General features: G+C 44.5%; 15 protein-coding genes. 7 read left to right on the top strand and 8 right to left on the bottom strand.

The features are described 5' to 3' along the window. Positions 1–71: 71 nt before the first annotated feature. Positions 72–1,259 (bottom strand): BamA/TamA family outer membrane protein, encoded by a 1,188-nt coding sequence (locus JMA39_RS10475; protein ID WP_237732767.1) that lies wholly within the window; start codon positions 1,257–1,259, stop codon positions 72–74. A gap of 224 nt (positions 1,260–1,483) precedes the next feature. On the opposite strand from JMA39_RS10475, the gene JMA39_RS10470 reads away from it, so the two are divergent. The 3 genes from JMA39_RS10470 to JMA39_RS10460 all read left to right on the top strand — a co-directional run bounded on the left by JMA39_RS10470 (position 1,484) and on the right by JMA39_RS10460 (position 5,927). Continuing rightward, a complete protein-coding gene (locus JMA39_RS10470) occupies positions 1,484–2,464 on the top strand; it encodes a type 2 periplasmic-binding domain-containing protein (RefSeq protein ID WP_202721824.1) in 981 nt (326 codons plus the stop codon). A 519-nt stretch (positions 2,465–2,983) separates the two neighbouring features. Next, on the top strand, positions 2,984–4,222 hold the full coding sequence (locus tag JMA39_RS10465) for a DEAD/DEAH box helicase (RefSeq protein WP_202721823.1): 1,239 nt from the start codon (positions 2,984–2,986) through the stop codon (positions 4,220–4,222). A 346-nt stretch (positions 4,223–4,568) separates the two neighbouring features. Then, the gene (locus tag JMA39_RS10460; protein ID WP_202721822.1) at positions 4,569–5,927 is read left to right on the top strand and encodes an NCS2 family permease; all 1,359 of its coding nucleotides are present in this window, start codon (positions 4,569–4,571) and stop codon (positions 5,925–5,927) included. Between the two features lie 466 nt (positions 5,928–6,393). On the opposite strand, the gene JMA39_RS10455 is transcribed toward JMA39_RS10460, so the two are convergent. Then, positions 6,394–7,749, bottom strand: coding sequence for a YjiH family protein (locus tag JMA39_RS10455; protein WP_202721821.1), 1,356 nt, complete (start codon positions 7,747–7,749; stop codon positions 6,394–6,396). Between the two features lie 1,245 nt (positions 7,750–8,994). On the opposite strand from JMA39_RS10455, the gene JMA39_RS10450 reads away from it, so the two are divergent. Further along, positions 8,995–9,633 (top strand): DUF998 domain-containing protein, encoded by a 639-nt coding sequence (locus tag JMA39_RS10450; protein WP_237732765.1) that lies wholly within the window; start codon positions 8,995–8,997, stop codon positions 9,631–9,633. Between the two features lie 186 nt (positions 9,634–9,819). Here the strand turns inward: JMA39_RS10450 and JMA39_RS10445 are convergent, their stop codons facing one another. The 3 genes from JMA39_RS10445 to ubiU all read right to left on the bottom strand — a co-directional run bounded on the left by JMA39_RS10445 (position 9,820) and on the right by ubiU (position 13,416). Then, the gene (locus tag JMA39_RS10445) at positions 9,820–10,950 is read right to left on the bottom strand and encodes an S-(hydroxymethyl)glutathione dehydrogenase/class III alcohol dehydrogenase (protein WP_237732764.1); all 1,131 of its coding nucleotides are present in this window, start codon (positions 10,948–10,950) and stop codon (positions 9,820–9,822) included. A gap of 597 nt (positions 10,951–11,547) precedes the next feature. Further along, positions 11,548–12,405 carry a U32 family peptidase gene (locus tag JMA39_RS10440; protein ID WP_202721819.1) on the bottom strand — a complete coding sequence of 286 codons (858 nt, stop codon included), beginning with the start codon at positions 12,403–12,405 and terminating at the stop codon, positions 11,548–11,550. 9 nt (positions 12,406–12,414) lie between these two features. Beyond that, positions 12,415–13,416, bottom strand: coding sequence for a ubiquinone anaerobic biosynthesis protein UbiU (gene ubiU / locus JMA39_RS10435; RefSeq protein ID WP_202721818.1), 1,002 nt, complete (start codon positions 13,414–13,416; stop codon positions 12,415–12,417). Between the two features lie 132 nt (positions 13,417–13,548). Between ubiU and ubiT the strand changes: the two genes are divergently transcribed. After that, on the top strand, positions 13,549–14,061 hold the full coding sequence (gene ubiT, locus JMA39_RS10430) for a ubiquinone anaerobic biosynthesis accessory factor UbiT (protein ID WP_202721817.1): 513 nt from the start codon (positions 13,549–13,551) through the stop codon (positions 14,059–14,061). Positions 14,062–14,130: 69 nt separating this feature from the next. Here the strand turns inward: ubiT and JMA39_RS10425 are convergent, their stop codons facing one another. Both JMA39_RS10425 and JMA39_RS10420 read right to left on the bottom strand, forming a co-directional pair. Beyond that, the gene (locus tag JMA39_RS10425) at positions 14,131–15,834 is read right to left on the bottom strand and encodes an RluA family pseudouridine synthase (protein WP_202721956.1); all 1,704 of its coding nucleotides are present in this window, start codon (positions 15,832–15,834) and stop codon (positions 14,131–14,133) included. Between the two features lie 214 nt (positions 15,835–16,048). Next, positions 16,049–16,306, bottom strand: a complete 258-nt coding sequence (locus tag JMA39_RS10420; RefSeq protein WP_012156237.1) for a YfhL family 4Fe-4S dicluster ferredoxin — start codon at positions 16,304–16,306, stop codon at positions 16,049–16,051. A 363-nt stretch (positions 16,307–16,669) separates the two neighbouring features. Between JMA39_RS10420 and JMA39_RS10415 the strand changes: the two genes are divergently transcribed. Beyond that, positions 16,670–17,578: a helix-turn-helix domain-containing protein gene (locus tag JMA39_RS10415; RefSeq protein WP_237732763.1), complete on the top strand. Its 909-nt coding sequence runs from the start codon at positions 16,670–16,672 to the stop codon at positions 17,576–17,578. A gap of 212 nt (positions 17,579–17,790) precedes the next feature. Here the strand turns inward: JMA39_RS10415 and trhP are convergent, their stop codons facing one another. Continuing rightward, positions 17,791–19,158, bottom strand: coding sequence for a prephenate-dependent tRNA uridine(34) hydroxylase TrhP (trhP, locus tag JMA39_RS10410; protein WP_202721816.1), 1,368 nt, complete (start codon positions 19,156–19,158; stop codon positions 17,791–17,793). Positions 19,159–19,447: 289 nt separating this feature from the next. Between trhP and JMA39_RS10405 the strand changes: the two genes are divergently transcribed. After that, positions 19,448–20,290: an HDOD domain-containing protein gene (locus JMA39_RS10405; RefSeq protein WP_202721815.1), complete on the top strand. Its 843-nt coding sequence runs from the start codon at positions 19,448–19,450 to the stop codon at positions 20,288–20,290. The last annotated feature ends 92 nt before the right edge of the window (positions 20,291–20,382 follow it).

The raw sequence follows: 20,382 nt of genomic DNA, 5'->3' as shown, positions 1-20,382 counted from the left end.
GTTGTGAGCCAGTTCTCATTACATCAGTCTTACCTAAATTAATGTCTTTAGCGAAGGACGCTGTTGTTTCTTTAAAGCCCGCTGCCGACATTGATATATAAAGCGGTATCTTCTGGACCACGAGCTACATCGACTCCCATATGTAAACCGTAACGCCGCGCTATTGTGTACCTAAAACCTACGCCATAAGCATTTTGCTGTTCGCTGTCCCACATATCGCTATTACTCTTACCTGCGACTCCACTCCCTGCAAATGAAAGGAGCATCCAGCGAGGGGAAAGCTTCCACATGATTTGAACCTCTCCTGAGCCGACGTTTTGGCCCTGATAGCGATTCTTAGGGATCCCCCGTAGATCGATAAAAGGGTAGGTGAAAATCGGCAGGCGCCCATCGCTGTCTATGGTTTGATAATGCAGTTTTAACCCTAAGGTGAGGCTGTTGGACAGCGGCCAATAGTTCAGCCCCTTAACATTCAGTGTTTGGTAGTTGTAATCACTGCCGAGATCTTTACTAAACCAATCATACTCAAGTAGATAGTTGTAGCCACTGGTGGGCATGAAGAAGTTGTTCAAACTATCATACTCGGCAATGGCTCCAATCGAGGAGACCCTTGGGGAGGTGTCTATGATATCAGCTAACCTATCTATAAGCTCTGGTGGAATATTTTCAAACTCACGGCGACTGCTTAAATCTAAGCTGACATACTTTTGTGATAGGCCAAGGAAGAGTGGGCTGGAGCCGATACGATATTGAAGTTTTTGAATCACACCAAAACCCTGCATATTCATATCTAACGACAAGCCTTGAGCAAAATCCCTTTGGCTGTAAAAGCTCATATTGATATCGCCATAACCACCGCCAACAAGGTAGCGAATGCTGTCTTGTGACCAGGTTTGCCTGTGACCAGCAAATCCCATTTTAGTGCCGTTATCCGTTGCACCAATACCGACAACTGAGATCCCGGGGGTCAATAGCTGAGCGCCGCCATCGACAGAATGAGTGGCAAGCTCCTTACGCGCTTGTTGCTGTTGGGGACTTTCATGTAAAAACATGCCCATAACGGCAATGCCATTACCCACCGAAGGCTCGGTGATAATGGTGGGGACGGGTAAAAAGCCATAGGCGTTTTCTGCAAGGTATTGCCCTGCATCAAAGTAGCCATCGATAGGATCGAAAAACTCAACCGCCGCAGTAGAGTCAAAGCCTAGAGAGCAGATGATAGCGGCAAGGCTAATGTTGGCTATTTTGCTTGGGATCATATTATTTTTCTTATAATTAATGATGTAGATATAGTATAAGAAAAAGTATAAAAAACAAGCAAATAACAAGTGGGTAATGAAATTTTTGATGCGATAACGATAGGCTGTAAAATGAGTTTGCTCATCATTGCTGATGAGTCATAAAAGCGGTTTCAATTATTTGGCTATTCGGCCATCATAGCTGCATAGCAAGGTATACCAAGAGTTGGTGATAGGGTGATCAGATGACTAGCAGAAGTAAGCCTCTTAAGCGATTTGCTACGATAGCGCTCACTATCGCTAGCTGGAGCTCATTAGCTAACGATATCGCTAGTGAGTCTAATGAAAGCGCCGTTACCCCTGTGGAGACAGGAACTGTTCAAGTCAGCCATGGGCAAGCCGTTTCAAGTTTTGGCTTGTCTACAGAGCCGCAGGTGGTTAAATACTATCAACTGGATTCTCGCTTCAATTACCGTATTGCGCTGCTTAACTTGGTGTTAGAGAAAACCGCTGCGAAGTATGGTACTGCCAAACTTGAGCCTATCGAGCAGGTCGTTACTCAGAGCCGCGGTCTAGTGATGTTGCAAGATAACGAGATAGATGTGGTTTTTCTAGCGACAACTAAGCAGCGGGAGCAAGCATTTTTAGCGGTAAAAATACCTATCATGCGTGGGATCTTAGGCTTAAGAGTGTTACTGATCCATAGAGATAATATTGATCGGTTTGCCAGCGTGGCAGGCTCTACAGCAGATAGCTTCGAGCAATTTAAGCAACTTGAGGCTGGCTTTGTATTTCATTGGGCAGATTTGGCTATCTTGGAAAGTAATCAAATTCCGGTGCAGAAACAACCTAACTATGAAAACCTATTTGCTATGCTCAGCGCAAAACGCTTCGATTATTTTCCCCGAGGTGTCAATGAAGTTTGGCGGGAAATAGCTGAATACTCAAAAGCTTACCCTGACTTGGTTGTTGATAAATATATCGCGCTACAATACGAATACCCGGTGTATTTTTTCGTGAATAAGAATAACACCACACTGGCAAAGCGTATTGAGGAGGGGCTAAACAGGGCGCTCGCCGATGGCTCTTTTAAGCAGTTATTCTTAAAGCACCATAAAGGGCTGATAAAGCAAGCGCAATTACCTCAGCGCAAACTGTTTCACTTAGCTAACCCGACGTTGCCTGCAAGTACTCCTGAGATAGATAAAAGCTGGTGGCTGCACTAGCCCTTTGCTCATCAGAGAGCTTTCTTTTGTGGATGTTTAATACCAATCAGTATAAGGGGTTGAGCTACTCAGAGCGTTTTTTGGCAAACTAATTCAAGGCGAATAACTGAAAGAATGGTTATTCCCTTGTGAAGTGGTTCAACGCTGAAGTAGGCAGCCAAAAACGCTCCAGAATGGCGAGTTTTAGCGGTTCTGATGCTGTGTTAACGAGCTTACTCCTAGTTCAGCTATGCTCTTCACTCGTTGCAAACTACATGCTCTTGTATGTTCCTGGCATACATTAATGACATTCCCTTCATCTATGGAGGGAATGTCATTAATGTACGTAAAAGGTGGAGTAACGCAGGAGCCGTTACCGAGGAGAATTTAATGACCTTGCCTCATAACCGCTAAACTCTCGCTGAGCGACCAAATCTTTATACTGATAGGGATAAATGTTAGCGTTTATTCGCCTTGAGTTCTGTTAAACTCTACAGCCGTTTAGATTGTGATTTCTGTATCAAGTTAAGGAATGCCAGCGTGTCATTTTCATCACTCCTCTTAGGTGACAAACTTCAACGCGTGATTGCACAGAAGGGCTATCAGCAGCCAACAGCGATTCAAGCTGAGGCTATCCCGGCTATTTTAGCTGGCCAAGATATTATGGCTAGTGCACAAACCGGTACCGGTAAAACCGCGGCATTCACCCTCCCTTTATTGCAACGTTTACTCGATAAGGCGGTTGATGCCTCTTTATCAAATAAGCAGCCTACGGCACTTATCTTAGCCCCAACGCGAGAGTTGGCTGTACAGGTTAATGCCAATGTTGGTCAATATGCGGCTAATAGCGATATTTCTAGCGTGGTGATCTATGGCGGCGTGAGTATTGATGCTCAGGCGACAAAGCTTAGGGCGGGTTGTGACATAGTGGTGGCGACACCAGGTCGCCTATTGGATCATCTTCGTCGTGGCTCATTGAACTTATCGAGTATCGACTATTTAGTCTTTGATGAAGCCGACCGCATGCTAGACATGGGCTTTATGGATGAAATTAGTGCGATCTTAAAACAACTGCCAGCTAAGCGTCAGACCTTGCTTTTTTCGGCGACATTTAGTCCAGCGATTTATGATTTAAGTAAGAAACTATTGCATAAGCCAGTGCGTATAGAGGTCGATAAGGCCAATAGTGCGGCAGATAGTGTCGAGCAGATAGTGTATGCGGTAGATAGCGATCGTAAGACAGAGTTGCTTTGTCATCTGATTAACAAGCACGACTGGCATCAGGTGCTTATTTTTAGCCGTAAAAAACAGACGGCAGACAGTATCGCGCAGAAGATGTTAGCTGCAGGTATTGAGACGAAGGCGTTTCACGGTGACTTAGGTCAAGGCGCTCGTGAGCAGGTACTGAACGATTTTAAGCAGGGTAAGATTAAAGCCTTGGTAGCGACTGATGTAGCAGCGAGAGGACTGGATATTGTTGAGCTTAAATATGTGGTCAACTACGAGATCCCTTTTGTTGCCGAAGATTATATTCATCGTATCGGCCGTACGGGAAGAGCGGGCAGTGTTGGCAAGGCGATAACACTCTATAGTGAAGATGATGCCTTGCTGCTGGAGGAGGTTGAAACGGTATTGGATAAACGTCTAGCGCCGCAATGGCTTGCAGGCTTTGAGCCCGATCTTACTAAAATGGAGCCAGTTAGCCGAAAAAACAGTAAGGCAGCTCAGCGCCAAAGAGCAAAGAAGCGTGCCTTAGGTGGCGGTAAGCGTCGCCGTTAAGTATTAGCTTAGAGTAAAAAAGCAGTGCTTAAGTGCTGCTTTTTGCGTTTTACTGCACCTAAGAAGAATAATCGTCAGCTAATCGCATATTTTTATTGATGCTAATCAAAAATATTCCTCGTTAGCTATTTCCGCTGTCTCGATTGTTGTAAACTCCGCGCCAACAAAGGCTGTGTTGGTAAGAGTAAATTTTACCAGGCATATTGCTCGCAGGTCACCGGTGTCGATTTTGACATAAGTGGATCTCTCACCCGATATTTTAGTCGGGGCTCTACCTGCCATAGCCTAGTCGCCAACTGAACCCAGTTGGTTTGCCTAATATTTAAGAGATCAAAAGGTTAAAACTATGAAGTCTGAACAGACTCTGCCAAACTCTGCTACTCCTAGTGATTCTATTCTGGATCGTTACTTCAATATTTCAGCCCGTGGAAGTACTTTAAGACGCGAAGTGATCGCGGGCTTTACTACGTTCCTAGCCATGGTGTACTCGGTAATTGTTGTGCCGAATATGTTGGGCGCCGCCGGTTTTGATACTGGTGCAGTATTTATTGCCACCTGTTTAATCGCGGCCTTTGGTTCGCTATTGATGGGCTTGTGGGCTAACTTGCCTATGGCAATTGGCTGTGCTATTTCACTCACAGCCTTCACCGCGTTTAGTATGGTACTTGGGCAGGGGATTTCGATTCCGGTGACCCTGGGCGCTATCTTCTTAATGGGCGTCGTATTCACGCTAGTGAGCGTAACAGGCGTACGTCAGTGGGTACTAACCAACTTACCAAAGGGCATCGCTCACGGAACCGGTATTGGTATTGGTCTGTTTTTACTACTGATTGCGACTAACAGTGTGCAGTTGATTGTTGCCAACGATACGGGCTTGCCTGTAGCGCTAGGCGATATTCATAGCCTACCTGTGATTGCGACCATCATCGGCCTGGCGGCGACTATCGGGCTAGAGCGCCGTGGCATGCCTGGTGGCATCTTATTGGTGATCGTTGCGCTATCTGTATTTGGGTTAATATTCGATCCTGCAGTTAAGTTCCAAGGCTTTTTCGCTCTGCCAGATCTGATGTCTGATAAGTCACTTATCGGTCAGCTCGATATCATGGGGGCATTAAATCCTGTGGTGCTGCCTATCGTATTAGCATTGGTGATGACGGCTATCTTCGATGCAACAGGCACTATTCGTGCAGTTGCGGGTCAAGCTGACCTGCTCGATAAGAATGACAACATTATCGATGGTGGCAAGGCACTAACCTCAGACTCAGTGAGCAGTATCTTTGCTGGCGCGGTCGGTGGTGCTCCGGCCGCTGTTTATATCGAATCTGCAGCGGGTACGGCAGCGGGTGGTAAGACGGGTCTAACGGCGACGATAGTCGGTGTGTTATTCCTACTTATGATGTTCTTAGCACCACTAAGCTACCTAGTTCCAGCTTACGCAACTGCACCTGCATTGATGTATGTGGGTCTACTGATGCTAAGTAATGTCACTAAGCTTGATTTTGACGATAAAGTTGATGCGATGGCTGGCCTAACCTGTGCGGTATTTATCATTCTAAGTTGTAATATCGTGACGGGGATTATGCTAGGTTTTGTGACCTTAGTCATTGGTCGTCTATGCAGCGGCGAGTGGCGTAAACTAAAGCCTGGTGTGCTCGCCATTACCTTAGGTTTAGTGGTGTTCTACATGGGCGGTTGGGCAATTTAATAAGCATAGCCGTAGCGTTACCCATACGAATAGAAAAGCCAGTCATTGATGACTGGCTTTTTTGTCTGCGTTTATAGCTTCCAGTGTTTAGAGACTCTTACTCGTTGTAAGCATATTCATGAAGCGTAAGCTCATATGAGGGCTTAGATTGAAGCCCCTTTGTGTAAAGACAGATTGAGCCAGATACAGACAGATTAAGTGAGTAAGGATGGCTCCTAGGCTGAGGCTAAAGGGTCGCAACGTTAATAGCGTACTAGGGGGAACTAGTGATTAAGCTTCGCAGAATGTCATTAAAGAGGCTGTGAAGAGCTGTACATTAGCACTTTGACTTAGTCATTAAGTTGGATAGACAAGATTGCTGAAGATAGTCTGAAGGCAGACAAATGTAATGAATTAAAAAGATAAAAAAAGCCAGTCGCAATAGCAACTGGCTTAGCTAAAACCGTGACTCTATTTGAGGTCGGTTTTAGAAGATTAGGTGAGCAACACCGGCAATCACAGGTAGCGTTACTAACGTTCTTAGGATGAAGATAACGAATAGCTCAAGGAAGTTAACCGGGATCTTACTACCAATCAGTAATGCACCCACTTCGCTCATATAGATAAGCTGAGTTACAGACAAGGTCGCGATGATAAAGCGAGTCATGTCTGATTCGATAGAGCTTGCTAGGATTGCAGGGATAAACATATCCGCATAGCCAACCATAATCGTCTTAGATGCGGCAGCCGCTTCCGGTACCTGTAATAGCTCTAGTAGCGGAATGAAAGGCATACCTAAGTATTCAAAGACTGGGGTGAACTCGGCAATCATTAGCGCGATAGTACCGATACCCATAACGACAGGGATCACGCCAAAGATCATATCGACTACGTTCTTCATGCCATCTACGAGGGTGTGCTTAACGCCGCCAGCTTGAGAAGCTTTAGCGAGTGCTTGGTGCAGACCCCATGAGAATACGCCGTGGCCAGCAGGAATAGTTTCATCATCAGCATGGCGAGGTGTTTCATCGACATAGAGATCTTTCTTCCAAGACAGTGGTGGCAGCTTAGGCACGACGATCGCAGCGACAAAACCTGCAAGACACACGGTCAAATAGAAAGGAACAAATAGGTGCTCTAGCTGAACCTGAGAGATGACCACTAACGAGAAGGTAATCGATACCGCTGAGAAGGTGGTGCCGATAACGGCTGCTTCTCTTTGAGTGTAGAAGCGGGCCTCGTACTGCTTGCTCGTCATCAAAATACCAACACTACCGTCACCTAACCAAGAGGCCATACAGTCGATAGCACTACGACCTGGTAGGTTAAAGATAGGGCGCATAACTTTAGTCAGCATGGTACCTAGAAGCTCAAGCAAACCGAAGTTCAACAGCAGTGGCAGCAACATACCTGCAAATAAAAATACTGAAAATAGTACAGGTAGTAGGTCGTTAAGCACCAAAGCGCCAGTGCTACCCGAACGGATTGCTTCAGGGCCAACATCGAAGAATGTCAAAGCGATAAAAATCGCACCCAATATGCGCACGACTAGCCAGATGGGGCTTACGTTAAAGAGAGCGTTAAAAAAATGATTCTCAACAATAATTTTTGGCTGTAATACTTTTGTAATTAGCGAGGCGACAGCGGTGAAGATAACAATCGCTGTTACGATACCGACGAGTACGCCGCTTAAAAGATTTTGCAGGCCTTTTGAGATGATTGCGATAGGGATCGTCAGTGCATCTTGATAGCTGATCGGCATCATGAACAGCAATAGACCTATCAATGATGGCACGATGAACGTAAGTATTGTTTTTATATTATGGGTTTGTTTTTCTGACACTTTCTCTACACCCTAAATAACGAGTTTTTGCTTAATATGACGATAAATAGACGTCTATGCATCAACATAAATATTATTGAATATCCATTCAACTGTTAGTCGGCGAGGTTACCGCCTTAAAATATCTCAGTAAAACGATTCAGTTATTCAGTAGTGATACCCACTACTGTCGAATAGTTATTAGCTCAATATGATTATTTATATTGTATCGGAAGTTTGCGAAAAAGCACAAAACTTTTTTTGGTTAAATCTTTTTTAAAACATATGTTTATAAATGTTGCGCTCGAGTTGTTTGCTTGTGGGGTGTTTTAGCCGTTAAGTTTATATCTTGACGGCTTAATGGGCTTTTGAAGAGGGATTAACTAAATGTTTTTCTCCATGATTTTGCTTTTTCAACATAGAGCAATAACTATATCATCTAGACCTCTACCAAACTTGTAGCGCATAGATCCTCACTTAAGGTTTGGCTGGTTTTGTTGAAATTTTGGTTAATTCCAGTCTCGACCAAGGACTGTTGCTCGCCAGTAAACGCGTTCTGAATGGTTAATTCTTGAATGTTTTTCACTGTCTGGTGGATGGTTTCCACCTTTATAACGGAAATTTCAGCATCTTCACTGCATAATAATGCTTGAGACTTACTCTTAACCACTACTTCGACTAGAGGGCAGCATAGAGAGCTTTTATTATCACTTTTAGATATGCTGATGGTCTATGATATTGCACTGGCTGACTCTTGATTGGCTGATTGGCTGATTGGCTGATTGGCTGATTGGCTGATTGGCTGATTGGCTGGTGGGGATTATCAGTCTAGTTAACTTGAGGTGCCAATCTCTGGACGTCATGGGGTTTATTGTATCTTCTTGAACGTGTTGCCATGCATTAACGCATGCTCATAGTGTGTAACATTGATACAAGCGTTTAAACTATAATGGCCGCTTATTTATGCGGCTTTACCATGAACAATTCTATTGACAAAATTTAGTTAAGGTTTTGGGTTTATTCTCTTTTTTGTCTATTATTTTTAGATTGTTTTTAGTAAAAAGCTTGAATTTCTATTGCGCAGATTATAAAAATAACAATTATGTTACATAACTGTGCTGTAACGGTTTGTTAGAACTCTGAGCTATGCCTCTTTACCATTAGCCGATTCGATGTACATTAATAAACGTTAATAAAATGATTAAATAGGGAACTATGCTCGTTAAGAAATACAGTAAAGTTTCAAGGTTAGCATTCAGGTTCGGCATGCTTGGTATTTTTGGGCAAGTGCTGGGATTGGTTTTATCTGTGCTGATGTTTGAGCAGTTTGATGGTACAAACTTTAGTTTTTTGAGCAATACATTAAGTGAGCTGGGGAGTTATGGTCACTCCTATTTTGCGGTGATCGTTAACGGCGGGCTGTTTTTCGGCGGGCTTTGCGTAGTGCTGTTTTGTTTGCTAAGCCTACAACTTGACGCCTCGCCTTGGAGCTATTTTTTTTACGTTAGCCTAGGGTTAACCTATTTTGCCCTTGCTGCGACGGGATTATTTCCTATTAATGTCTACCATCTACATATTATCGCGATTAAATATTTCTTTATCTTTGGTAGCGCCACTTTAATACTTTATGGCTTGGAACAGTGGATAGCCTCTGAAACACAAGGGTCAATTTTGACCTATATTTGCGCCTTGTTTGCCTTTGTTTTTATGACCTCTTTTCTATTACTGCCTCTACTCGAATTGGGCTTTACTGTGGGAGACAGCGCTTTTTATAATGAGTTGTTAGCCGAGCCGTCTAGAGCTGAGATCTGGTGGCCAGCCATCATTCAATGGGCTAGCCTAACGACATTTCTATTTTGGACAGCTTTAGTGATAAAAACTAAAGCCGTTGATGTTAGGTCCTAAAAAGGGATTTGAAACCTATTAATTGACGACTATTGAAGTGAAGGTGGTCCTCAATAAAGCTCGAAGTAAAGTAATAAGGGGGATTGTGGCTACTTTGAGGGTTGATATTTATTCCTAATGAGGTGCCACTGTTTGGCCCCTTAGATAAAATAAGCGCCCGAGAGCGCTTATTGTTTTATCGACTATTTACTTATCAAAGTGAAGCACCGTACGGATACTCTTACCTTCGTGCATAAGGTCAAACGCGTCGTTAACTTGCTCAAGACCCATAGTGTGGGTGATAAAGTCATCTAACTTGAACTCACCAGCCATGTAACGCTCAACGTATTCTGGCAGCTCTGAGCGTCCTTTTACGCCACCGAATGCACTACCTTTCCATACTCGACCCGTTACCAATTGGAATGGACGAGTTGAGATCTCTTGACCTGCACCTGCAACGCCTATGATGACAGACTCCCCCCAACCTTTATGGCAGCACTCAAGTGCGCTACGCATTACATGTACGTTACCGATACACTCGAACGAGTAATCCACGCCACCATCAGTTAGCTCAACAATCACATCTTGGATTGGCTTGTCGTAATCTTTAGGGTTGATGCAATCAGTTGCGCCCAGTTTACGCGCTAGCTCAAACTTGCTTTCATTGATATCGATGGCAATGATGCGTGATGCTTTAGCCATTACAGCACCAATAATGGCTGATAAGCCAATGCCGCCCATACCGAATACGGCAACAGTCGAGCCCGCTTCTACTTTAGCGGTATTCATTACCGCGCCCATACCAGTAGTGACACCACAGCCTAATAGACACACCTCTTCAAGTGGTGCAGCAGGGTTCACTTTTGCTAATGAGATCTCCGGTAAAACAGTGTACTCAGAGAATGTCGATGTCCCCATGTAATGGAAGATAGGTTGACCATCTTTAGAGAAACGCGTGGTGCCGTCAGGCATTAAGCCTTTACCTTGGGTTTCACGGATCTTCTGACAAAGGTTAGTCTTGCCTGACTTACAATACTTACACTCACCACATTCTGGTGTGTAAAGCGGGATCACGTGATCGCCTACTTTTACGCTCGTTACCCCTTCACCGATAGATTCAACGATACCGCCGCCTTCGTGGCCAAGAATACAAGGGAAAATACCTTCTGGGTCGTCACCTGAAAGGGTGAATGCATCGGTGTGGCAAACACCGGTTGCTATCATTTTAATACGTACCTCGCCCTTTTGAGGTGGCATAACATCTACGATCTCCATAGAGAGTGGTTCACCAACAGCCCAAGCAACTGCCGCTTTTGATTTGATCGTTTTTGCTGTCATCTTTTATTCCTACTTTAAATGAATTTAGAAGTACGGCTCACCACCGTAGTTAGTGGGAAAGATTATAACTAATTCCAAGCCGGCGATAATCGCCACTAAATGCAAATAACTTTTACCATTGAGTAATAGTTGGTAACTTTTCTAGGTGAAGATTGCTCTGTGGTTAATCCCGTCTATTATGCATAGCCCATAATAAGCACAGTGGCTAATTTTTACTCTTTTGAGTGGCTGTTTTGATTTTTAGTCCAATCACAAGGGATAACTATGAAGCTTTGACTATTAGTACTTATTGAAGATGGCTAAAGGTTACTGGTGGAGTAAAAGCATCAACCAGAGGCGGCAGGTATTGAGGTGGCAAAGGGATACCGATAGGTCAAGCTTGGAGCTATTGGTTGTTAGCGAGTGCTGCTCACTTTGTTTGATAATCTATGTTTGTACCAGGTGATAGGTCTCTTAACAAACTGACGCTATCTTTGTGACATAAAGCCTTGGGCGTTAACTGTATAGCAGTGCGTTTAGCCTAAACTCCTGTTAACAAAAAGCCCGCTATCGAAAGATAAGCGGGCTTTTGCTATATAATTGAAGACTCAGTTATTTTTAGCTTGAGGAGACTTGATTGAATCCAGCGGTTTGATGCCAATAGCCATTACAGGACTGAGTTTTATCGCTGCTAGGTTGCTGCAGGATCTGTTCTGCAACCTCTATGCTCTGTAGACTATTTGGTGACACTCTAAAGTAGTCGACACCCATCAGTTTCATCTGCTCAACTTCATTGGAGAGATCAATTAAGCTTGCCGATTGGGTTTGAATACCGTTTAGCCTGAGTAGAGGTTGGTCATCCATAGTTTGGGCAAGCAACCCCTTGGAATGGGATAAGCACACTATTTGGCAGTTATCTTTCTGTAGTCCCTGCTGTCTAGCGGTAAAGCAGCGTGCAGAGTGCGCCAATGGCAAATAGCCATGACCAAAGACTTCCACTTCAAAAGGTATTGGCTGTTCAGTTTCAATAACGCTAGTTAACCACTCTTTAGACAGCTCGACAGGCATCACGAAGCGCTGCATACCCCACTGGTGGAGTTTTTTAAGTGTGGCGAAGTTATAGTTGTTCACTGTTGGTCCGCAGACAAAGGGTAAGTTACGCTCTTTTGCCGCTTGTACCGCACCCATGTCATTAGCTTCAATCATAAACTCGCCATTATCGACATGTTTTTTAAGCTCATTGTATTCCGATGGCGCCTCTAATAGTGCCAGAGTCGAGAGGACGACTTGTTTGCCTGACTCCTTTAGCATCTGTGCCAGAGCGAAGTAATCGGAAAACTTAAGCTGGCGTCGGCGACTGCATACCGTTTCGCCTAAGTAAATTAAAGGAATATTGCTCTGGGCAACTTGGTCATAAAAAGCGGTAACTTTTTCTTTTTCCCAGCAATACTGCAGTGGTCCGAGTGACGTTTTCATTATTATTCCTTATTGCCAGTTACGCTCATAAGCACCAAGAGTCGTAGTTTGTCCCTCAGAAACTTTTGCTAGGGCCTGATCCCAAGACTGCTGTGTTTGGTACTTTTCAGGTGCAGACATATAACTGTCGATGGCTGCGCGCCACACCTTAGTGACCTGTTCAACATAAGCTGGGCTTCGTTGACGCCCCTCAATTTTCAGCGATACCACGTTGGCTTTGGCAAGCTCGGGCAGCAAGCTTAAGGTATTTAGGCTAGTTGGTGACTCAAGAATATGGCTGGGGCTATGGTTCTCATCTGTGGTGTAACGGCCTTTACATACCACAGGGTATCCCATCTGCTCATCTAAGCCTGATTTATCAATCAATACATCGTTTAGTAGCGTTAGGCGGTCATTTCCTGCCTCTTGCCAACGTACGTGTTTAGCAGGCGAGCATGAGCCGCCTGTGTTAGGTGATTGCCCTGTAACATAAGAAGAGAGGTGGCAGCGTCCTTCGGCCATAATGCATAGGCTACCAAAAGCAAAGACTTCTAAATCGACTGGGGTCACTTTGGCAAGATCGCGCACTTGCTTCATCGATAGCACTCGTGGCAGTACTGCACGCTCAATATTAAACTCTTCCTTATATAGCGTCAGTGCACCTAAGTTAGTGGCACTGGCCTGTACCGATAGGTGTAAGGGGAGATGGGGGTAACGACTATGAGCGTAATCGAGCAGTGATAAGTCAGCCATGATTAACGCATCGACACCTGTATCGGCAGCAAGATCGATCGCCTGATACCAGCGACTCTCTTCGCCAGGTTTGGGAAAGGTATTGATGGTTAGAAATAGTTTCTTGCCACATTTTTTCGTGTATTCAGCAGCTTGTTGTAGCTTTTTAGGTGTAAAGTTTAATCCTGCAAATGAGCGCGCATTGGTATCGTCTTTTAGACCCAAGTAGACCGCATCGGCTCCTGCATTGAGAGCGGTTTTCAAAGAAGCGAGATTTCCCGCGGGGCACAGCAGTTCCATATGGATGCTCCAAAAAGAATGAAACAGGAGTTTAAAAGGGAATGAAGATCATATTTTTGATGTAAAACATGTTTGTGATCATAAAATCTAGGTAATATTCCTTTCTTTGCCACATTTTGGATACATTTCTACATGCAAGGTTTTCTTCCTCATAAATTAGCGCAACAAATACTCGAAATTGGGCCTAAAGTGATTGCTCGTCCATTAGCCATCGTACCCTTTGCTATGAAGGCTGAACTGCTAAAGCGTATCTTAGGCTTGTTACTTTCAGAGCAAGCTGAAGACGATGAGTTGAGCTTTTTAGAAGGCCGCTGGGTTGCGATTAACATTGAAGACTTAGGGTTAACCTTCGAAGTCACCTATGATGAATGCTGGCATGTACGACAGCTGCAAGGTGCTGAGGTGACCTTTACCGCTCAGTCTAAAGAGCTGTTATTAATCGCCGCAGCTAAAGAAGATCCTGATACACTGTTTTTCCAGCGTAAGCTTTGCATTGAAGGCGATACTGAGCTTGGACTCGAGGTGAAAAACTTACTGTTAAGTGTGGAGTTTGATGCCATGCCTGCGGCCATTAGAGTGACGATTGAAAAGTTGGCAGAGGCGCTACAAACCTTGCAAGCAAGAGCCCAGCCTAGCTTTGCGTAACGGATTAAGCTAATCGTTTTGCAATCTGGCTTAGCCATTTAGGCTAAGCCAGATACCTTTAGTTAAAGGCTAAGCCTCTAAGTTAAAGTTGGTATCGACCTCAAAGGTTAAACGCTCATTAGTCACGGGGTGATTGAGTACCAACCTTTGGGCATGAAGATGTAATCGATTGGCTTTACTTCCATAGAGATCATCGCCAATAATCGGTAGATGTAAGCCATCTTGATGAGCACAATGCACTCGCAGTTGGTGGGTTCTTCCTGTGTGAGGGTAGAGGTACAGCATGGTGTGTTTTGTGCTGCGAGATTTTACCTGCCACAGAGTATGGGCATGCTTACCATGCTCATAACATACTAACTGGCGCGGTCTGTCATCCAAATCGACTCTAAGCGGCAAGCTAATTTCCCCTTGATCCCCTTGTACCACACCGGCAACTTGCGCCACGTAACGCTTCTCTACCGTTCGCGCAATAAACTGCTGTGCCAGTGACTTATTGGCATCTCGAGTTAGCGCAATCACCATTAAGCCCGAGGTCGACATATCTAGCCTGTGCACGATGAGTGGACCAGTAGCCTGAGGAAACATCGATTTCATTCGAGCATAAACTGAATCTGTCACATTTTTACCAGGTACGGAGAGAAATTCGGCTGGTTTGTTTACCACAACCATTACCTCATCTTGGTAGACAATCTCTAGCGATTTACCTTCGGCGGGATTGCTCAGCAAAGGATTCGGATCCATCTCAACACCTTCGAGCATGTGGCTCAAAATAGGTTGGCATTTTCCCTGACACGAACCATAGAAGTTCTTATGCTGCTTGATTTCAGACTTAGGCGACGCGCCCCACCAAAACTCAGCCATTGCCAAGGGGGTAAAGCCTTGGCTAAATGCAAATTGCAGTAGTTTAGGGGCGGCGCACTCACCGGCACCCGCTGGCGGTTGTTGATTGGGAGCCGTTTTAAAGATCTCGTTGAGATCTTTAAACTCACCAGCAGGGTTTAAGAATCGATACTGGGCAAACAATTGTTTTTGCAATTGATTAGAGAGTTGAGCTCGCTTAGCCTTAATTTCTGCAATTTCGCTGATTAGGCGCTCTAGCTGTGATGACACCTCGGCACATCGATGATCCCAGTTTTGCTTGGCAGCTTTTAGCTCAAACTTCTCAGCCACACTCTCTTTACCGAGTTCAATATTAAGCTGGTTAAGCTGTGCTGGGTTTTGCTCTGCCTCTGCAAGCGTACGACGTTGTTTGCGTGCCTTACGGTTTTCAATAATTTGTGCTCGAATCGCCTCTAACTCACTATCGGCTTGAGTTTGTAACTCAGCGAGTTTCGCTGTTAAGGCTTCAATTTCAGGGCGTTTCTCCAAGCTTTGTAGTTGCTCTGTCAATTGATTGAGCGTTAGCGTCCCTGTTTGAAAGAAACTTCCTTGAGTTAGCATATCGAATACTGGCGGCACAAAACCATTGATTAGGTTTTGCTCGGCGAGTTTGCCGGAAAACGCCGCCAAATAGCCAAGTTCACCGTTTGAATTTCGCACCAGCAATACCCCAAACATCTTGCCAATGGCACCGCTTTTATTGTCGACAGCGTCGTCTAAACCAAAGTTATGCTGCCAGTCATTCTGGGTGCTCAAATAGCTTTGCAGCTCTTTGGCGGCCAACAAGCATAGCGGGTGTGGCTCGTAATAAAACGGAAAGGTAAAGCGCTGTGGCAGTTCATAATCATTAACTGCAGATTTAAAAGGGATAAAACAGTGCTGAGCAGAGTACATGGGCATCTAACATCTTTATAAACGAGCGCTAAGCTAGGCTAGCACTTAGGGAGGCGAGATTTTACGCTGTCACGATAACGAAGTCATTAGTCTGTGGGTATTTTTTGAGTGACCTCAACCTTAAACAACTAAACGAAAATGACCTTAGAACCTATCATTTACCGTTAAAACAAAAATGGAGCCAATTGGCTCCATTTATATCAATAAGCTAGGTTTACTCCACTGGCTTACCTGTGATGATATGATATTTAATTAACAGCTCGTCATCTGACTCTTTATGGTCAGGGTCGACAGCGATACAGTCGATAGGACACACAGAGATACAAGTAGGTTTGTCGTAATGGCCGACGCATTCGGTGCAAAGTACAGGGTCAATTTCATAAATCTCTTCCCCCATCGTAATGGCCTGGTTAGGGCACTCGGGTTCACACATGTCGCAGTTGATACAGCTGTCGTCGATTAATAATGCCATTGAATTAGCGTGCCTATTAAATGTACTTAAACTCCGCTTAGCGGAGCAGTCTAAAAGTGATACCCGCTAATTATACCATACAAAGGGCCACAGACTAGGCTAGTCGTGAGGTAAGACGGACTATTATCATGCTGATAGCATGCTTTAAATGCGTACAGGTAATTTATCAAGGTTAAGATGAGCTTTAGGGGGGTTATAGACAGGCATTCTATATTGATTTATAACTAAAAAATATTATTAAGGGGAAGCTATGTCGTCTGATTCTCGCTCGGATTCTTATAATGAAGCAATACCGCTGATTCAGCGTCAAGATGTGGTATTTTTGCAAGTTTGCTCAGAGGGTTAGATGGAAGTATTTATCCTATGTTGCAACAAGCAAAGGTTCCGGTTGATCTCTACTCTAATGAGAGCAACTATGACTACCTTCCTGAAAATACCGTTAAAAACCTCATTCAAACACTGGGCGAAAAACTCGAACCTCAAGAATTTGTTCAACTTATCCAGACCGCATGCAAAAATATTTATATCCCGATTTTTATTAGACGTTTAACCCAGAAGGACTCCTTAAAAGCGGCCTTAGATGAGTTTGCTGAGCAATTAAAAGTTAACATGACCCACACTCAGGTCTATACCCAGTTCAGTGGAGACCGGTGGTGGTTAGTTCGGGAAAAAGAAGGAGTGGATAAAGCCTGGTTCACCCATGCAGAGTTATTTTCTGCGATATTTATTTGTGAATTGTTATCAGCGCTTACAAACAATAAATGGCGACCGAAGCAAGTGGGGATCCAATCCACAAATGACGCTGTATTTTCTAGTTTACCACAGCTGAGTCGCGCTCAGTTCTTCACCAATCGGCCGGTAACGGCTTTTTCTATTTCAGAAAGCCTAATGATGGCGCCTGTTACCCATCCCTATATTTCAACTGCAGCTCATCTCGCTGCGGAGCCTAGATTGGGGTGCTTTCTAGGGACCTTCAAATTGGCTATCCAGCCTTACCTGTCGATGGGAAAGTTACCGATTAAGACCGCTGCCCAAATTTTAAACTTAAATGTGAGAACTTTGCAGCGCCGCTTAGCAAAGGAGGACGTTCAATATGGGGCTGTGATAGAGGAGATGGTGCTTGAGCAAACCTTAGATCTACTAAAATGCCCCTCATTAAAAATCACCTCAATTGCGATCAGGATGGGTTACTCAGATGCAGCTCATTTTACCCGGGCTTTTAAACGCCAAATGAACATGACGCCCAGTCAGTATCGCCGTCAGTTTGATTAATCTTAATCTTCAGTATATTGAAAACCCAGCTATTTTAACCGAAGATGATGCTTGGGTTATAGGTTTAAGGGCGAGAGTGACTTTCTAATAAGCTTATAGTTAACAAGTTCAAACTTATTTCAACCCAAACTAAAAAGGCCTCTTAATAGAGGCCTTTTTTAAATTTGTAGCGTTTAGATTTCAGAGCTGTGTTACGAACTCTGCAAAGAGCATTAAGCTGTTGGCTGATGCGGGTTACGGGTATCTTGACCTTGTGGCAAGTTACGCAGTAACACGGCTTTATCTAGCTCTACACCTGCTGGCACGTCTAAGAATACGAAGTGTCCAGAACCCAGACCCGCCTCAACACTCTCACCTTTACGGTTGATTAGACTATCAACGTTTAGGGTCAAGTTGCCTTGTGGTGTCATCACTTCAACGCTGTCGCCAACAAGGAACTTGTTTTTCACGTCTACTTCAGCAAAACCTGCTTCATTACGAACGCCGGTGAACTCGCCTACAAACTGCTGGGTATCGCTGATTGAATAGCCATACTCGTAGTTTTGATATTCGTCATGTACGTGACGACGTAGGAAGCCTTCGGTGTAGCCTCTGTGTGCAAGACCTTCTAGGTTATGCATCAAGGTACGGTCGAAATCTTTACCTGCAGCGGCATCTTCAATCGCTTGGCGATAAAGCTGTGCGGTACGGGCTACATAGTAGAAAGACTTAGTGCGGCCTTCAATTTTAAGTGAGTCAACGCCCATCTTAGTTAAGCGCTCTACGTGTTGAATGGCACGCAGATCTTTTGAGTTCATGATGTAAGTACCATGCTCATCTTCAAATGCTGGCATATATTCGCCTGGACGTCCCGCCTCTTGTAGCAGTACGATCTGATCAGATGGCTGGCCAGCCCCTAAAGTCGGTGTCTCTATCTGTACTTCAGGGTTAACGGCAACCACATCACCGCTCTCTGTTTGCTTGGCTTCATGGACATCGTACTTCCAGCGGCAAGCATTAGTACAAGTTCCTTGGTTAGGATCACGCTTGTTGATATAACCAGACAGTAAGCAGCGACCAGAATAGGCCATGCATAGTGCGCCGTGAACGAAGACTTCTAACTCGATATCTGGGCAGCGTTGACGAATTTCTTCAATTTCATCAAGAGACAGCTCGCGAGAAAGAATGACGCGTTTGATACCTTGTGATTCCCAGAACTTGACCGATGCCCAGTTGATGGCGTTGGCTTGAACCGATAAGTGAACCACTTGATCTGGAAACGCTTCACGTACCATCATGATAAGACCTGGATCTGACATGATTAACGCGTCAGGCTGCATAGCAACCACTGGCTCCATATCTTTGATGTAAGTCTTAAGCTTGGCGTTGTGCGGTGCAATATTGCTGACCACATAGAGCTTTTTATTCAGGCTGTGGGCTTCTTTAATACCCGCTGCTAGATTCTCCATTTTAAAGTCGTTATTACGTACGCGAAGACTATATCTTGGCTGGCCGGCATAAACTGCATCGGCGCCATAGGCAAAGGCGTAACGCATATTTTTTAACGTACCGGCGGGGGATAATAGCTCAGGTTTAAACATAATAGCTTCTCTGTTAACGGATAAGGGCTCGACAATCGGCCGCGCATTTTACTGAATGCGGGTGTGCTAATGCAAGAAAGTCAGCCGTATATAATAAGTGGATTAGGGTCGATCTGAGTCGTTTATTATAAAGTCTTGTGATCCCGTTATCAATTTTTAAGCGATTTGACGCTAATCTTGGCACTTGTTTAAGTATTAGCGCTTTAATAACATTTTGCACACACGCTTAAAGCGTTCTACTGATATACTCAATTCGCTGCAAATTAATACGAATAATAAGGGAGTAGGGATGTCTACAGAGCATCAAGTATTAGTTGGTTTGTTGAAAAAATTAAAGTCAGATGCCTTAATTCTGCCTACGTTGCCTGAAGTGGCGATGCGAGTGCAGGAGGTGGTTGGCCGAGACGATGTCAGCCTTAAAGATGTGGCGATGATCATTGGTCAAGACGCGGCGATTTCAGCTCGGGTGATCCGCATCGCTAATAGTGCCCTATACAGCCGTGGGATCCCTGCCGATAACCTTAATGCTGCGATTAATCGAATCGGTTTGATGCAGATAAAATCGATTGCAACTTCTATAGCGATGGAGCAACTCTTCATCTCGACCAATCAGATGGTGTGGCAGGTGATGGATGAGGTGTGGAACTCCTCTATTGATGTCACTTCAGCCGCATGTGCCATGTTACAGCTTTACAATGAAACACATCCTGCAAGCGCTCTAAATTATGACACCATGACGCTCGCGGGGCTGGTGCATAATATCGGGGCATTACCTGTGTTGACCGAAGCAGAAGCGCAACCTGAGTTATTCGATAATATCGAGTTACTGCGTGGTTTGGTTAAAAAGCTGCAGGGGCCATTAGGTCGTGCGGTATTGCGCAGTTGGGAGTTTTCTCCTGATGTGATGGAAGTCGTCGAGCGCTGGGCTGATCTGACCTACAGTACAGAGCGAGTGACCTATTTGGACTTCATTCGAGCCGCGGCTTTTTATACCGGCGAGTTGAGAGCGGGTGCAGATCTAGAACAAAGAATGGCTGTATTTATTGAGCGTGGCCTACCTGTATCGACCGAAGAATTAACCAGTGAGAAGTTTCTAGATAATTATCAATCTATTAAGGCTAGCTACGAATAAGTGAGTCGTTAGTGGTACTAGTTTGCAAAGTTAAACTATAGTGTTTGCTGGCGTTGATGCAATCAGGCGCTATAGTTTATATCAGAATAAGT

The sequence above is a fragment of the Shewanella schlegeliana genome, from assembly GCF_016765635.1.
Taxonomy (GTDB): Bacteria; Pseudomonadota; Gammaproteobacteria; order Enterobacterales; family Shewanellaceae; genus Shewanella; species Shewanella schlegeliana.
This window is presented reverse-complemented; position numbering and strand designations above follow the sequence as displayed.